The sequence below is a fragment of the Oculatella sp. FACHB-28 genome (genome assembly GCF_014696015.1).
Classification (GTDB): Bacteria; Cyanobacteriota; Cyanobacteriia; order Elainellales; family Elainellaceae; genus JAAUTN01.
In genome coordinates this window covers 13,616-28,704 of sequence record NZ_JACJPJ010000070.1, presented here as the reverse complement: position 1 = coordinate 28,704, position 15,089 = coordinate 13,616, and the positions used below count along the sequence as shown (strand labels likewise).

Annotated in this window: 14 protein-coding genes; 3 read left to right on the top strand and 11 right to left on the bottom strand. The window is 49.9% G+C overall.

Annotated features, from left to right (window positions below; genetic code table 11):
• Positions 1–83: 83 nt before the first annotated feature.
• Together H6F88_RS15635 and H6F88_RS15630 are read right to left on the bottom strand one after the other, a co-directional pair.
• On the bottom strand, positions 84–1,481 hold the full coding sequence (locus tag H6F88_RS15635) for a TldD/PmbA family protein (protein ID WP_190643685.1): 1,398 nt from the start codon (positions 1,479–1,481) through the stop codon (positions 84–86).
• Positions 1,482–1,731: 250 nt separating this feature from the next.
• Positions 1,732–1,977, bottom strand: coding sequence for a hypothetical protein (locus tag H6F88_RS15630; RefSeq protein ID WP_190643684.1), 246 nt, complete (start codon positions 1,975–1,977; stop codon positions 1,732–1,734).
• Between the two features lie 505 nt (positions 1,978–2,482).
• Here H6F88_RS15630 and H6F88_RS15625 point away from each other — a divergent pair.
• On the top strand, positions 2,483–2,959 hold the full coding sequence (locus H6F88_RS15625) for a DUF4079 domain-containing protein (protein ID WP_190643683.1): 477 nt from the start codon (positions 2,483–2,485) through the stop codon (positions 2,957–2,959).
• A 58-nt stretch (positions 2,960–3,017) separates the two neighbouring features.
• The gene (locus H6F88_RS15620) at positions 3,018–5,348 is read left to right on the top strand and encodes a ComEC/Rec2 family competence protein (protein ID WP_190643682.1); all 2,331 of its coding nucleotides are present in this window, start codon (positions 3,018–3,020) and stop codon (positions 5,346–5,348) included.
• Between the two features lie 5 nt (positions 5,349–5,353).
• Here the strand turns inward: H6F88_RS15620 and H6F88_RS15615 are convergent, their stop codons facing one another.
• Together H6F88_RS15615 and thrC are read right to left on the bottom strand one after the other, a co-directional pair.
• Positions 5,354–5,629, bottom strand: coding sequence for a MoaD/ThiS family protein (locus H6F88_RS15615; RefSeq protein ID WP_190643681.1), 276 nt, complete (start codon positions 5,627–5,629; stop codon positions 5,354–5,356).
• A 139-nt stretch (positions 5,630–5,768) separates the two neighbouring features.
• Positions 5,769–7,076, bottom strand: coding sequence for a threonine synthase (thrC, locus tag H6F88_RS15610; protein WP_190643680.1), 1,308 nt, complete (start codon positions 7,074–7,076; stop codon positions 5,769–5,771).
• Positions 7,077–7,604: 528 nt separating this feature from the next.
• On the opposite strand from thrC, the gene H6F88_RS15605 reads away from it, so the two are divergent.
• Entirely contained in the window at positions 7,605–8,090 is a 486-nt protein-coding gene (locus H6F88_RS15605; RefSeq protein ID WP_190643717.1) for a sterol desaturase family protein, read from the top strand.
• Positions 8,091–8,268: 178 nt separating this feature from the next.
• On the opposite strand, the gene H6F88_RS15600 is transcribed toward H6F88_RS15605, so the two are convergent.
• From H6F88_RS15600 to H6F88_RS15570, 7 genes are all read right to left on the bottom strand, one after another.
• Positions 8,269–8,883 carry an isochorismatase family cysteine hydrolase gene (locus H6F88_RS15600; protein WP_190643679.1) on the bottom strand — a complete coding sequence of 205 codons (615 nt, stop codon included), beginning with the start codon at positions 8,881–8,883 and terminating at the stop codon, positions 8,269–8,271.
• An 88-nt stretch (positions 8,884–8,971) separates the two neighbouring features.
• Positions 8,972–9,829: an ABC transporter permease gene (locus tag H6F88_RS34030; RefSeq protein WP_347277703.1), complete on the bottom strand. Its 858-nt coding sequence runs from the start codon at positions 9,827–9,829 to the stop codon at positions 8,972–8,974.
• Positions 9,816–10,553 (bottom strand): SDR family NAD(P)-dependent oxidoreductase, encoded by a 738-nt coding sequence (locus tag H6F88_RS15590; protein WP_190643677.1) that lies wholly within the window; start codon positions 10,551–10,553, stop codon positions 9,816–9,818. The genes H6F88_RS34030 and H6F88_RS15590 overlap by 14 nt, the downstream gene beginning before the upstream one ends.
• An 18-nt stretch (positions 10,554–10,571) precedes the next feature.
• Positions 10,572–11,522, bottom strand: a complete 951-nt coding sequence (locus H6F88_RS15585) for an EamA family transporter (protein ID WP_190643676.1) — start codon at positions 11,520–11,522, stop codon at positions 10,572–10,574.
• Positions 11,523–11,534: 12 nt separating this feature from the next.
• Complete coding sequence (gene glnT, locus H6F88_RS15580; protein ID WP_190643675.1) at positions 11,535–12,896, bottom strand: type III glutamate--ammonia ligase; 1,362 nt, start codon at positions 12,894–12,896, stop codon at positions 11,535–11,537.
• Positions 12,897–12,935: 39 nt separating this feature from the next.
• Positions 12,936–13,727, bottom strand: coding sequence for a creatininase family protein (locus H6F88_RS15575; RefSeq protein WP_190643674.1), 792 nt, complete (start codon positions 13,725–13,727; stop codon positions 12,936–12,938).
• A gap of 38 nt (positions 13,728–13,765) precedes the next feature.
• Complete coding sequence (locus H6F88_RS15570) at positions 13,766–14,923, bottom strand: aromatic ring-hydroxylating dioxygenase subunit alpha (RefSeq protein WP_190643673.1); 1,158 nt, start codon at positions 14,921–14,923, stop codon at positions 13,766–13,768.
• Positions 14,924–15,089: the final 166 nt, after the last annotated feature.

Sequence of the window (15,089 nt, the reverse complement as noted above, 5' to 3'; positions counted from 1 at the left end):
ACTGCCCCTACGCTATGGCTCACCTATCGGAAAATGACTGTAAGTGTAGAGCTTAAGAATTCATCAATAAGAGCAGTAGCCAGCTATTCTGCTTCGCCACCTACCACAACATCACGAATTCGCAGGCTGGGACCACCACAACCCACCGCAAGTCCGCTTTGTCCGCCTTTGCCGCAGCCACCCGACTCATCCCAGTAAAAGTCGTCACCGATCGCCTCAATATCGCTCAGGGTGCTAAACACATTGCCAGAAAGCGTGACATCTCGAACGGGTTCGGCGATCGCCCCATTCCGAATCATCCAGGCTTCCCCAGCGGTGAAGGTAAACATCTCACCATTGGTCATGCCGCCCAGCCAGTTGCGGGCGTACACGCCTTCTTGAATGCCGTTAAATAGATTGGCGACGGGCGTATCACCTCGCTCAATCCAGGTATTCGTCATTCGCACGATGGGTGGATAGTGATAGCTCAAACAGCGTGCGTTACCTGTTGGCGCTTCATCTAGCTTGCCCGCTGTTTCTCGTGAATGGAGTCTCCCAACTAACACGCCATCCTCAATCAACTGAGTTGTGGTCGCTGGAACACCCTCATCATCATAAAAATAGCTGCCCCGATGACCACCTGGTGCTGCCCCATCAAAAATTTGTAGCCCTGCTGGACCAAACCGCCGCCCCAACGTCATCACTTCCAGCAGATCAGGATTTTCGTAAGCCATATCGGCTTCCGACAAATGCCCAAATGCTTCATGCACAAACAGCCCTGACAGAATCGGGTCAATTACCACGGTGTAAGTATTGCCTTTCACCGCAGGCAATACCAGCGCATCTACCGCCCGCTGTGCAGAACTTGTAACCTGCTCGTCCAGATTTTCCAAATCTTCATAGGCTTTACGAGAGCCTGTGGTTTCACGCCCCGTTTGCACCGTTTCACCGTTCCGGGCAGTTGCAGCAAAGCGCATTTCTAAATCAACCCAAGATTGCTCGATCAGGGTGCCTTCTGAAGTTGCTAGAATCACCCGCTGAGCGCTATCTCCATACCGTACTGAAGTGGTAGCGATGCGGCTGTCAAAGCTTCTAAGAATTTCAGCATAGTGATTGCACAGTGCTTTTTTTTGAGCCAATGAAATGTGACGAGGATCGGTTCCCGTGAGCGGTAGTTGGCGAGTGTCTTGAATGGCCTCAATTGGCGCTAGCAGCGTTTCTTCATCTCCGACTAGACGAGCAGCGGCGATCGCCTCTTCAATTCGCTCTGCCAAAGTCGAAAGCTGATTGAAGCTAGCAAAACCCCAACCCCCTTTGAAGCAAGCTCGAACTTGCCCGCCCACCGAAATTCCTTCGCTCAACGTTTCTACTTTGTCGCCGCGTAGGAGAATATCTGTCCCTTCTGCCTCTTCTAACCGAACTGACAAGTAATCGACCTGAGAACGATAGCGCCCAATCAGATCAGACAGCAGGTTTTGAGCATCAGTCAGCGCAGTAGACATAGGAGCTTTTAAGTGAATTAAACGAGGAAGCTGACTTCTATTGTGCAACACCTTTCCTGTTTACGGCTCGATAAAGTAGTGAGACTGAGAATCTGAATTAAGGGTGTTAAGGAATGTTTGAGAAGTCTAACCTGTAGCTCGATTCCTCGTAGGGGCTTAGCATTCGGGCAATGACTTTCGGTACATCGAGATGGACATCTGCCGAATGCTAAGCCCCTACAGGAGATATTTATTCTATGGCGATCGCCAACTACGCTTCAGGATTTTGTCGGTTCAGCAAAATGTCAAGAATTTGGCGATTTTCGGGCTGTAGACCTCGTATTTCAGCCATGTCCCCTCGCTGCTCATTCATCATGCCGAGCAAGTCTTGGATGCTATCTGTTAAGGTTTTTTGCATTTCACGCTGCTGTATACCTAGCTGCTGAACGGCTAGCAGGGTCACTTCAGCTATTGTTTCTAAGCAAGTCACACGGTCAGGTAAGTTACTTTCTGTCATCGCTGTTTTCTATTCGATTAGAAGTAGGCGTGGTAGTAGAGCTAGAAATTCTCTTTAGAAGTAGGCGTGGTAGTAGAGCTAGAAATTCTCTGCTGCAAAAGTGCTATTTCTTAATGATACAAGCGAACTCCATCGGCTTTAACTGGGAATCACGATTGGAGATGTGAACTCTTGTTGAACAGGCGATCGCTCTAAAAACGAGATATATCCCAAGACCCAACAGATCACAGTCTCTGCGAAAGGCCAGGATTGCGGATTAAATAACTTGTGGGGTGGGTGTCTCACCCGCCTGGACGGGCAAGATGCCCATCCCACAAAATGTACAGTTTATTTGATTTCCATTCCTAAGGATTATTGAGTTTCCAGGCGAAATTTCACGTTCCTACAGGTTGGATTGCTCTATCAATTAGCTTCCTTCTGACAAGATAGATCTCATAGAATGTCTTTAAGAAATATTAAGGCAATGCTCGTTAAAGCCGTAGTTTGAGCAATAGAGGAGAACTGGATGTCAGGTATCAGAGATCTGTTAGAGCCGATCGCCGCCTGGTTTCGCGACTTTGGAATGCCTGAGCCGATTGTGCATTGGGGGCATCCCTTAATGATGGGGATTGTTGTATTTGTAATGGGCAGCTTTGTCGGTTTGGCAGGTTGGCGTGGTAGGGCTGCCACCGATGAAGCCGTCGCTGTGAAGAGCCGTTCTGACCACCGTAAGCTAGCTCCGCTGATGTTTGCCTTCATTGCCGCAGGTTATACAGGTGGTGTTCTGTCCTTGGTGATGCAGAATCAACCGATCTTTGAAAGCCCACATTTTTGGACTGGTTCGGCTGCCGTACTGTTGTTGGGGTTGAATGGGGCGATCGCTGCCACTGGGTTTGCCAAGAAAACTTCCCTTCGCACCCTCCATGCCTACTTAGGCACTGCGGCTCTCTGTGTGCTGTTTCTCCATGCCGTTTTTGGCTTAAAGTTGGGTTTGTCCATTTGAGCTAGATTCCCAAATGGTTTTGGGTTAACTAGCGGAAGAGTTGTGGGGGTCAGCATCTATGGCTGCTGTAAATGGTGCTGTTCTTAGTCTGGCGTACATTCTGGGATTGCTGTTAACTGCACTACCGGGTCAGTTTGGGGGAATTCCTTTAGGGGCGATCGCTCTCCTCTTAACGGGTGCGATCGCCTCATTCACATTGCCCCGCTTTTGGAAGACTGGGCCACGATCGCGGCTCTGGCTAGTGGCGGGACTAGTTGGACTGCTGGCAACGTTTTACTTTCAGTTACGCTTGCCAGATGTGAAAGAGTCAGACATCAGCAACCAGATCAGCGACTTTGACCCTACGGCTCCTGCCCAACTTCTCACCGTTCAAGGAAAGATTGATACGCCACCTCAACTCACCCGTAAGCAAAAGGTACGGTTTTGGCTAAACGTCACTCAGGTGAGCGAAATTACTAGCGATGAAACCAGTGCAAACGCCGGAAAGCCCGTTACAGGAAAACTTTACGTTACTGTACCGCTGCTGCAAGGGACTGGGTTAACGACGGGACAGGTGGTCGCTGTTACGGGCACTCCGTACAAACCCAAACCTGCCGAGAACCCTGGCGGCTTTAACTTTGAGCAATATTTGGCACGACAGGGCGGCTTTGCTGGACTGACTGGTACACAGATTGACTTTCCTGAAGGAGAGGGGCGATCGCCCTGGGGATGGTGGCTGATCCGCGAAAGAATTGTACAGTCACAGGTACGATGGCTGGGTGTACCCGAAGGTCCACTGCTCAGCGCAATGGTGATGGGGCGCAATGGGGTAGATTTGCCCTACAGCGTTCAAGATCAGTTTTCTCGTGTGGGGCTAGCTCATGCGCTGGCGGCTTCTGGCTTTCAGGTGTCGCTGTTGGTCGGAGTGATGCTAACTCTGACGCAAAAGCTGCCTAACCGGGCGCGGCTGATCTTTGGACTCGGAGTTCTGATTCTCTATACCGGACTCACCGGAATGCAGCCTTCTGTCCTGCGAGCAGCTGTAATGGGAACGGCCGCCTTGATTGCTCTGACTACAGAGCGCAAGGTCAGACCGCTAAGTTCCATTTTGCTTGCCGCTGCCATTTTGCTGCTAGTAAACCCGCTGTGGATTTGGGATTTGGGTTTTCAGTTGAGTTTTTTGGCAACGCTAGGACTGATTGTTACCGTTCCACCGCTGACGCAAAGGCTGGATTGGTTGCCACCTGCGATCGCCACCCTGATTGCCGTTCCGCTTGCTGCCTACCTCTGGACATTGCCCTTACAGCTTTATGCTTTTGGCGTAGTTTCTCCCTACAGCATTCTGCTGAACGTCCTGGCTACGCCGCTGATTACCTTGATTAGTATTGGCGGCATGATCAGTGCTGTGGCTGCTCTATTCTGGTCAACTGCCGGAAGTGCTTTGGGTGCAGTGCTTTACTATCCACTGCATGCACTGGTTACTCTGGCAGAATTTTGCAATCAGCTCCCTGGAAACTCTTTTGCCACCGGGACGATTTCAGTAATTCAGGCGATCGCCCTTTACAGCCTAATCGTCATAGTTTGGGCGTGGAGACGGGGACAAAAATACTGGTGGATCGCCTTTCTTATTGGACTCAGCTTAGTTGCGATTCCCCTCTGGTTTCGCTACACCAATTTGTTTCAAGTGACCGTTTTGTCTACCTCTGGGACACCCGTTCTGGTCGTTCAAGAGCGGGGGTCGGTCGGACTAATCAATAGTGGTGATGAGGAGAACGTCAACTTCACAGTCTTGCCTTTCCTGAGAAAACAGGGAGTTAATCAGATTAACTGGGCCATCTCAACTGATCCCAATCCGGGTGAAGCAGGGTGGGATCGAGTTTTGGCTGACCTACCCATTCAAACGTTCTACAGTAGCCCAGAGACAACAGCCAGCACCTCTTTTGCAACCCCAGATGCAACAGCAGGTCAAACTTTACCCAGCCTCATCGCCTCGCAGCCAAAATCGCCGCTACCTGTAGGTCAGGCTGTGTCGCTAGGTTCTATTTCTGCAATACTGCTCAATGCCGATCCCGTTGCACTTCAGCTAAATATTGGGGATCAGCAGTGGCTATTGCTGCAAAACCTGGAGCCATCTGCCGAACACCAACGGCTTCTAACCGAAAAGATTCTGACTCCAGCACAAGTCTTGTGGTGGTCAGGTGAGTTTCTGCGCCCTGACCTTTTGTCTGCAATTGATAATCGGGTGGCGATCGCCTCTGCTTATTCTATCGACCCCAATACGGCGCTGCGACTACGCGAACAGGCGATCGCCACCTATTGGACGGGGCATGATGGCGCGATCCAGTGGACACCTGAAAAGGGTTTTACCCCGTTTCTCAGTCCACTGGAGAACAGCCCTTCTGCCTTCTAAACGTCTCAGCCGCCAGCCACTGCTGGAACGATACTAACTTCATCCCCTTCGCTTAGGGAAGTTTGCTTGCCATCCAAAAAGCGAATGTCTTCGCTGTTGACGTAGAAATTAACAAAACGGCGCAGTTCACCCTGATCGTCACACAGTCGTGCTTTGATGCCAGGGAAATTTTGTTCTAAAGAATCGAGCAATTCCGTGATTGTGCCACCATCGCATTCAATCGCTGCCTGATCTTTAGTGAACTTCTGCAATGGAGTAGGGATGAGAACTTTGACAGCCATGATGAGATTTGGAGATTTGAATGATGAGTATTGAGTGATAGGGGCAAAGCATTAGGCGAAAATTTCCGCATTCAATTCAACAGCTTACCTGCTGAGTGCTTTGCCCTAATACGAAGTAGTTTCCTTGCTTGGAATTAGCTTAAACCAAGACCTGTTGCCATTCCAACCGACCTAGCGTGTGAGAACGCTCTAGAGCACGCTCAAAGCTGTCCAGCTTAGGTTCAATCGTGAGCGGTTCACCGATATAACCCTGTACTGCTTCCTGGGTTTTCAGCCCGTTGCCAGTGATGTAGGTAACGGTAGTTTCTTCAGGGTCAATTTTGCCTGCTTCGACCAGCTTCTTCAGTACAGCAATGGTAGTGCCGCCTGCGGTTTCGGTGAAGATACCTTCGGTTTCGGCTAGTAGCTTAATTCCCTCGATGATTTCAGCGTCGTTGACGGACTCAATGTTGCCGTTGGTTTTGCGAGCAATATCGACTGCGTAAACGCCATCAGCAGGGTTACCAATCGCAATCGACTTAGCGATCGTGTTGGGCTTCACGGGGGTAACAAAATCCCGACCTTCCCGGAATGCCTGAGCAATGGGGGAACAGCCTTCAGCTTGTGCACCACTAAAGCGAACGGCTTTTTCTTCTACCAGACCGACTTTGATGAATTCCTGGAAGCCTTTGTAGATCTTGCTAAACAGAGAACCGGAAGCAAGGGGCGCGACGATGTGGTCGGGCAACTGCCAGCCTAACTGCTCTGCAACTTCGTAACCCAAGGTCTTGGAACCTTCAGAGTAGTAGGGGCGCAAATTGATGTTGACAAAGCCCCAACCGTGAGAGTTAGCCACTTCACAGCACAGGCGATTGACCTGGTCGTAGTTGCCCTGAACCGCCATCACAGTGGGTCCGTAAATCAGGGTGCCGAGAATTTTACCGGCTTCCAGGTCAGCGGGAATGAAGACGCAGCAGTCTAGTCCTGCGTGGGCAGCGATCGCCGCTGTAGAATTTGCCAAGTTTCCAGTGCTGGCGCAGGACACCGTTGAGAAACCCAGTTCGCGGGCACGGGTCAGCGCTACTGAAACCACCCGATCCTTAAAGCTGAGGGTGGGCATGTTCACCGCATCGTTTTTGATGAACAGTTTCTTTAGACCGAGGCGACGGGCTAAGCGGTTTGCCTGCACCAAAGGAGTCATCCCGGTTCCCACATCAATGGGGGTGTCGGTTTCAACCGGGAGGAAGGGACGATAGCGCCAAATGGAGTTTGGCCCCGCCTGAATGGTTTCACGAGTAACAGTTTGGCTCAGTTTGCTGTAGTCATAGGTGACTTCGAGTGGACCAAAACAGAACTCACAAACGTGAGTAGCCTTAAGTTCGTACTCTTCGCCGCATTCTTTACACTTCAGAGCGGTAAAGGTAGCGGCAGAAGATAGAGCAGTTTGGGTTTGAATTGCCTGGGTCATGAGTTAGCGTCCTCGACAGCAAGTTTTCGACATCGGTAGAAATCGGTCCTGGCGAGGGCTAGAGGCTTTCCTCACCTGATGTTGGTCTGATAGTAACATGGGCCACAAAACCCGTCAAACATACCCGACAAAAAAGGTCGGGTATAAGAAAACTCTTGATTTTTAAGGCTTTGAGCTTGTTCATTAAAAATTTGCTGTGTTTCCGAGGCGAAATCTTTTGCTCTGAATAAGTCAGCCAAGGAGTAGATCTTTAATTCTGCTCCTTGGCTGATGCCAATCTCTAATCCTCAATTTTTATGTCTCTCAATTCCAGTCTGTCCTGGGGGTTTCCCCAGACCCCGATTGGGGGACGAAGCGCGTCCCCCAAGCCCCCTCCGCAAGGAACTGTGGATGTGTGGCATAACGCGCTTCGCATCGGTGAGTAGCGAGGATGTTGCTTGGCTCGGATGCGGCAATTCGGGCGAAGATGGCACAATTTATCTGTAGGTTGTGTCAAATTACGAATTGGTGTGACAGGAAATGAATTTTATGGTTGCGATCGCTTTTTTCGTCGCGGCGTTTGTCTTCGCTAGCTTTGTCGAATACTGGATGCATCGGATCATGCATCTTTCACCTCAAAAAATTGGGGCGCGTCACCTCGATCACCACAAGCGCAATGAGGGGCAGGGCGTGGCATGGGAATTTTTGGACTATATAAAGGGCAGTGCGATCGCTATGCTGCTGCTCTTCTTCTTCTCGTTTGAAGCGGGGATGGGCTGGCTTTTGGGTGCATTGGCTTATGCGGCATTTTCTGCTTATGCTCACCAACTCCAGCACGAAAACCCTACAAAGTGCTTTTGGATGAAAATGCCCGTTCACTATGTCCACCACAAGTACGGTATGTGGCACCACAACTTTGGCTTAGCGGTCGATTGGTGGGATCATGTTTTCGGCACCTACAAACTGGTGGACTGGATGACTGAAGAGGAACTGAGCCGTCCAGAGCGAGGATATCTGCAACTGCGCTGGTGGTAGAGATTTGGGTAATGGGATGAAGGGAGCGATCGCACCCAAAAAGTCTAAAAAGCCAACTTTAGCCAAACGCACGTAGGGCGCAGCATTCGGCAAATAAACCTTGGAATAAACCAAAAATCCTTGCCCGAATGCTACGCCCTCATAGGAGATACGCATCACCTTTCAAATACTTTCAAAGTTAGAGGGATTCTTGCAAAGCTGGCGATCGCTCTCCCGTTACTGCTTCAACAAAGTCAGTGTGAAAAATACGGGCACCTGTTTGCAAGTACTCCATTGCGGTGAGGGCAGCCCAGTGGGCATCCCAGTCGGAGCCAGAGCAGCAGTCTTCAATTACGTGAAAGTGATAGTCACGCTGATGGGCATCTGCTGCGGTGTAATGCACACATACATTTGTCATGCCGCCCATTAAAACCACCGTATCGACCTTTAAGCCACGCAGCAAAATTTCTAGGTCAGTGCCAAAGAAGCAACTATAGCGACGTTTAGAGATGGCAAACTCGCCATCAATTGGTGCTAGTTCCCAATAGTAATTGGTGCTTTCCCAGGTTTCCAGGCAGTGAACAGGTTCAGCGCCATCTAATTCTCGTCCAAAGTCCACCATTTCTTTTCGATGCACTTCTTTAAAGTGAATGATTGGCAGTTTGGCTGCACGAGCCGCTGCTAGTACCTGTTTTGCATTGGGCAAAGTTTCTTTTGTGCTTGTATGGGGAAGTGTACCGCCGCCAAAAACAGGTCCCCCCTGCATGTCTACCAGGATTAAGGCAGTGCTGTTCAAATTCAAGTTTAATGTCATAAAGCGATCGCTCCTTAAAAATCTAATCTGTCAACCCACTTCTACAGACACAATGAATTGATCTCACAAGAAAAATCTCACTAAATTCTCAATGCCGAGTTGCATCCGCCCACGGAGTTAAAAGCTTTGAGAGCCACTTGAGCAGATAGTCTGTGATTAGACCAATCAAGCCAATAACGGCAATACAAAACAATACTTTCTCAGTTTGCAAAAACCGTTGTGCCTGCAGAATTTTGAAGCCTAAACCGTTCTGTGCCGCTACCAATTCTGCATATACTAAGAAGTTCCAGGCTCCAGAGATATTGACTCGCAACGTGTCTAAAACACTTGGGAAAGCGGCTGGAACAATCACTCTAAACAACACATCTAACCGATTTGCACCCAACGTGTAAGCTACATTAATCATCTCGTTGGGAATGAATTTGACTGCATCTGCAACCATGATGGCGTTGTAAAACACTACTCCCATAAAGATGATGACTGTTTTGGAGGTTTCGCCTAGGCCAAACCAGATAATCACTAATGGAACAAATGCTAAGACGGGCATGTAGCGGACAGTGCCAACAATGGGGGCAAACAAACTTTCCATGCTGTAGAAAGTACCCATTGCAATTCCAACCGGTACACCAATCACAGCTGCCGCCAGGAAGCCTGCCGCAACCCGACCGCAGCTTGCCAAAACATCAACAGTGAGTTCGTCCTGGAACAATGCAATCCCGGATTGAATGACTGCCGTAGGCGTTGGCAAAAAGATCGGAGTGACCCATCCCGCATAGCTAATTACCGTCCAGGCAGTCAGTGGGATTGCTAAAGCAATAGCGGAAAGTAAGATTGCTAACCAACGCGGAAAACCCTGGCGAATGCTCCAAAACACAGACGGTTTAAGATACCGTCTGGGTGCAACAGAGGGTTGAATGTTGGGGGTACTAAGACTAGATTGCGCCACCGGCTGTGTTTCCTCCATCGAGAACTAAACAACTGCCCATTGCGTACTCGGCATGGGCTAAAAAGTAAGCGGCTTCTGCGACTTCGAGCGCGGTTGCCATACGGGGAATCGGTAGCACCTGTTGCCAGTGTGCAACTTCTTCTGTGGGAAGGTCTGCTGTTAGCGGCGTATCGACTGGTCCAGGGCAGAGGGCATTAATCCGCACACCCTTACGGGCATGATCCATTGCCATTGATTTAGTCAATAGAATGACTCCGCCTTTAGAGGCGCTGTAGGCTGCTAGTCCACGGCAGCCCAAAATTCCGGCATCAGAAGCAACATTTACGATTGAACCTGTGCTGCGATCGCTCATGTGCTGCAATACCTGTCGATTTACAAGGAAGGTTCCTTTCAGATTGGTGTTAATCACCTGATCCCAGGTTGCTTCGTCGGTTTTCAGAATCGTACCAGCGGGGGCGATGCCAGCAGCGTGTATCAGGACATCAATTTGTCCCCATTCTGCTAGAACGGTTTCTACCATTTGTTTCACATCCTGGGAAACGGTGACATCAGCGGCAATCGCCTTCGCCACTCCCCCATCTAGCTCAATCTCTTGCTGCACTTTTTCCAACAGATCAACTCGACGAGCGGCGATCGCCACAGCGTATCCTTTTTGAGCAAACAATAGTGCTGTTGCTCGCCCAATCCCTGAATTTCCGCCTGTGACTAACGCAACTTTTACCATTACTCTGCAAAGTGAGTCCTAAGAGTTTCTAGGGTTTCTGCCAAACAGCGTTACACCAATTGCTGCCGTTGTAACCATTGCGATCGCCACCAAACTCCGAAGCTCCAACTGTTCCCCCAAAAACAACAGTCCGACCAACGCAGCGATGGCAGGTTCTATGCTAATCAAAACGCCGTAGACTCTTGGCGGTAAGCATTTGAGCGCTTTGTATTCTAAAGAATAGGGCAATATAACGCCGAGGACAGCAATGCCAAGACCCAACAGGAGAATGCTAGGTTTCAGCAGAGCGCTACCGCCTGCATGAATGCCGAGGGGCAACATGAGCAGAGTAGCGATCGCCATTGCCAGCGATAGTCCTGACCCACCTGAAAAAGCTCGTCCAACTGGAGCAGAGAGCAGAATAAAGCCAGCCCAAGAACTAGCTGAGAGTAATCCAAAAGTAACGCCCAGTGGGTCGAGAGAAGCACCGCTAAGCGGCGTGAGCAACAGGACTCCCGCTGCTGCTAAAATCACCCATACTAGATCGAGCAAGCGGCGTGAACCCAGGACAGCCACACTCAGCGGACCTACAAAATCCAAAGCTGAGGCAATGCCTAGAGGAATGCGGGCGATCGCTCCATAAAATGCCAAACTGAGTCCAGCGATCGCCACTCCCAACCCTGCAACCAAAACATAATCTCCCCATCCTCGATTTTGCAGCCGGGGTCGCCAGATGAGCAGCATCAATACTGCGGCGATCGCCTTACAAATAAATGCCGCTCCAATCGGACTGAGTACATCAAAAAGCTGCTTAGAGGTCGCCGTTCCTGCCTGTGCTGCAAAACTGGTAAGTAAGACCAAACTGCTAGGTGGAATTGAACCAAACCACGTCTGTAACTGTCCGTTTTTCTGCGCGATGAATGCAGTGAAGGACGACAAATGGGGATTGGGAACTGCTTCACGGGGTTGGGGATAGATAGCAGACTGCATTCAATTTTTCCTCTAGAAAAACTTCAGGTAACGCTGAATTTCCCAATCAGAAACGTGACTGTGGTATTCCTCCCATTCCTGAGTTTTGAAGTCAACATAGGTTTGATACATCAGATCACCCATTACCGATTTGCTGAGCGGATCGGCGGCAAAGGCGGCGATCGCCCCTCCCAAGGTGCGTGGCAAAAACTTAATTCCCTTCTCCTCCAATTCTTTGAGCGAATATTCGTACATGTTTTCGGTATGCGGTTCACCCGGATCAAGACCTTCCCGAATTCCCTCCAGTCCTGCCGCCAGAATCATTGCCGCACCTAAATATAAGTTGCTAGAAATGTCAGCTGCTCGACATTCCACTCGTCCGCCCCCTAGCGGAATTCGCAACATGTTGGTGCGATTATTATTGCCATAGCAAATGTACACAGGTGCCCAGGTAAAGCCTGACATACTGCCCTTGGGCACCAGTCGTTTATAGCTATTAACGGTGGGCGCAATCACTGCACAGATTGCCTGAGCATGTCTGAGAACGCCTGAAGTGAACTGATAACCTAGCTTTGACAAGCCACAGCGACGCGGATCATCAGCATCAACAAACAAGTTTTCACCCGTTTTGACATCTGCCAGCGACATGTTGTAGTGTGCGCCGCTACCTGTGCGATCGGCGAAAGGCTTAGGCATGAAGGTAGCGAAATAACCGTGTTTTTTAGCGATTTCTTTCACCATAAGTTTGAAGAAGGTGAGGCGATCGGACATTTTGAGGGCATCGCAGTAAGTAAAATCCGTCTCAAACTGCCCGTTGCCATCCTCATGGTCAAAGGAGTAGACATCCCAACCAAGCTGATTCATTGCTTCGACAATCTCTTGCACCCAGGTAAAGTTATCGAGCAGTCCGGGTAGGTCGTAGCAGGGTTTTGCTAGCGTGTCGCGATCGCTGACAGGTGCCCCCCGTCCATCTGCCGTTTCCTTCAGGATAAAAAACTCAGTTTCAATCCCCATATTGAAGGTGAAACCCATTTCAGCCGCTTCTGCCAACACCTTCTTGAGAATGCTTCGACAGCAGGCATCAAAGGGTTTTCCTTGTAGATACAAATCACTGGCAAACCAGGCAATCTCAGAATTCCAGGGCAAAATAGTTGCCGAATCGGGGTCAGGACGGGCAGAAACTTCCTCATCACTCACAGCCTGCGGCACACCATCCAAAGCTGCTCCAGTAAATAGCTCTGAGCCTGCCATCATTTGCCCAAAGTGAGACAAGGGAACTGCCTTTGCCTTACACATTCCGTGAATATCGACAAAACTGGCAAGGGCATATTTAACCCCTTTATCTTGTAGTGAAGCTTTCAGGGATTGCAGTTCAGGAGTTAGGGTTTCAGCCATTTTAAGAAAGTGTATGAGTTAAAGATGTAGGTTAAGGAGTTATGGAACTGTAGGAGGTGGCATTTCTTCTAGGGGAGTTCCTTCGGCGATCGCCCTCTTCAACTGCTCACTCAACTCACTCACTGCCACCTCCAAAATTTGTTTGCCAAACGCTTCATCTGCCTTACTGGGCGAACCGACTGCGCCATGAACGCTCTCTTTGTTCACCGTGTAGGCAAAGAAACAACCGACAGAGCGATCGGGTTCATCTACAGCTTTCTCAAGCTGCACCAGATCCGGACGTAGCGCTAACATCACCGACGTTTCAGCACAGTTGGCGTGAAAATTAGCTGCATCATGGTGATAAAACTCATGGATCTTGGGCGAAATCTCCCAAATTGAGCGCAGCGCAATTCTTAGATCTGGATATTGGTGGCGCACATTTTCTAAACCACAGCGCAAAGGTGCCCAGTTTGTGACATGTCCGTTGAGCAGCAAAATGCGGCTGAATCCCGCGCTACAGACCCATTCTGCAATTTCTAGCACCAGTGTTGCTAGCGTTTCGGGACGCAGCGAAATCGTGCCTGCCCACTTTTTAGAATGTCCTAGAGAACAGCCATAGGGCAAAGTTGGCAAAACAGGAATTCCCGTTTGGGCAGAAACGCCATGAGCCACTGCGGTCGCTGAGAAAGTATCAACCCCAACGGGTAAATGCAGGGCGTGCTGTTCGGTTGCACCAACGGGAAGAATTACCAGGTTCATGCCGCGATCGCGCAAGTGAGTAATTTCCTCCCAGGTGAGTTCTTCCCAGAGGATAGGGGATTGAGAAGGGAGGGAAGCAGGCAGAGGCATGGAGGGAAGAGTGTAGTGGTATGAGAAAAGGATGGTTTCTATTTGGCGGGAGTGGCGATCGCTCTCATGATCAGCTCTTGAAACAGGTGTGTGCCCATTTCACGCGTTGGGGATAAGCGTCCCTGACGATACCCCAAGGACTGAGTTCGCTTTTGAACTTCAGGCAAGAGCTGTAAATCTTCTTGCTGAATGCCGTCATAAAACTCGATCAGCGGCTCCAGATTTGCTGGTGACTTAGCAGCATCCGTATTCGGCACCAGCCAATCCCACCGAACTCTGGTACGGCATGGCCCTTGCGGATCAATCAGGTAAATGATGGCGCAGTTGGGTGCCACAATCCAGGCAAAGTTCGGGAAAAAACTCATTGTCGAAATACCTGCCATCTCGTACTCATTCAGCCCATCAACGTAAAGGGCTGGGTCTTTCTCAGACGGCAACTCGTCTCGACCCACAAAAGGGGTGTATTGCAAGTAATAGTGATATCTCGCCTCAGCCTTTATGTGCTGATAATACTTGGCCAGAATCGGGTGAACTGTTGGCTCGTGATAGTTTTCTGCATTATTTTCGACGTACAGCTTCCAGTTACTATCTGTCCAATAGTCGATATAGTGAGCCCTTGCCCAGGTTTCTAGCTTGTATCGCTTAAACATCTCCGGCAATTCGCCTAACTGAACTGCCAAAGCATCTGATTTAGGGTCCAGGTTAACAAAGATGAATGGACCCCAGGTGTCCACCTTCACCGCCGTCAAGCCGTAAGCCACCAGGTCAAAATTCTCTGCCTCCTCCATATCAGGAATGCCGCGCAGGTTGCCCTCCAGGTCAAAGCTCCAGGCATGGTAAAGACAGGTAAGACGGTTACACTTGCCGCTGTCTACTGCCACTGGACCAGCCCGATGGGTACAAATGTTGAAAAAGGCGCGTAACTCGCCCGCCTTATTTTGCAGAATGACCAGAGGCTGCTCGGCAATCTCAACAGTGAAGTAAGAGTTTGGACCATCAAGCTGGCTGACATGCCCAACGTAGTACCAGTATTTACCAAAGATGCGCTCTTGTTCCAAGCGATAGATCTCTGGTGAACTGTACATCTCAGCCGGAAGCGTAACCGCTTCACTGGAGAGCGATCGCGGCTGCCACGACTGCAACCAGGCAGGCTGCTTCGACTTCTGATCTAGTTCTGTCCCAATCAGGTTAACCACGGCTGAAGTACTGTTTGGAATTGAGGAGTGTGGAAGGCTTTATTCCAGACAGTCTATAGATTCCCAGTTGACTTTTTGTATCCAGAGATACGGAGAATAGTTGTGAACAATTGATTTCCAACCTCTTGATTTTACTGCTCCTAGCTATCTTGACTGACGGGACTGT

Bases quoted from the DNA above. Each gene is read 5' to 3' on its own strand.
- H6F88_RS15635 (WP_190643685.1), bottom strand. From the start codon at position 1,481: ATGTCTACTGCGCTGACTGATGCTCAAAACCTGCTGTCTGATCTGATT.
- H6F88_RS15630 (WP_190643684.1), bottom strand. From the start codon at position 1,977: ATGACAGAAAGTAACTTACCTGACCGTGTGACTTGCTTAGAAACAATA.
- H6F88_RS15625 (WP_190643683.1), top strand. From the start codon at position 2,483: ATGTCAGGTATCAGAGATCTGTTAGAGCCGATCGCCGCCTGGTTTCGC.
- H6F88_RS15620 (WP_190643682.1), top strand. From the start codon at position 3,018: ATGGCTGCTGTAAATGGTGCTGTTCTTAGTCTGGCGTACATTCTGGGA.
- H6F88_RS15615 (WP_190643681.1), bottom strand. From the start codon at position 5,629: ATGGCTGTCAAAGTTCTCATCCCTACTCCATTGCAGAAGTTCACTAAA.
- thrC (WP_190643680.1), bottom strand. From the start codon at position 7,076: ATGACCCAGGCAATTCAAACCCAAACTGCTCTATCTTCTGCCGCTACC.
- H6F88_RS15605 (WP_190643717.1), top strand. From the start codon at position 7,605: ATGGTTGCGATCGCTTTTTTCGTCGCGGCGTTTGTCTTCGCTAGCTTT.
- H6F88_RS15600 (WP_190643679.1), bottom strand. From the start codon at position 8,883: ATGACATTAAACTTGAATTTGAACAGCACTGCCTTAATCCTGGTAGAC.
- H6F88_RS15590 (WP_190643677.1), bottom strand. From the start codon at position 10,553: ATGGTAAAAGTTGCGTTAGTCACAGGCGGAAATTCAGGGATTGGGCGA.
- H6F88_RS15585 (WP_190643676.1), bottom strand. From the start codon at position 11,522: ATGCAGTCTGCTATCTATCCCCAACCCCGTGAAGCAGTTCCCAATCCC.
- glnT (WP_190643675.1), bottom strand. From the start codon at position 12,896: ATGGCTGAAACCCTAACTCCTGAACTGCAATCCCTGAAAGCTTCACTA.
- H6F88_RS15575 (WP_190643674.1), bottom strand. From the start codon at position 13,727: ATGCCTCTGCCTGCTTCCCTCCCTTCTCAATCCCCTATCCTCTGGGAA.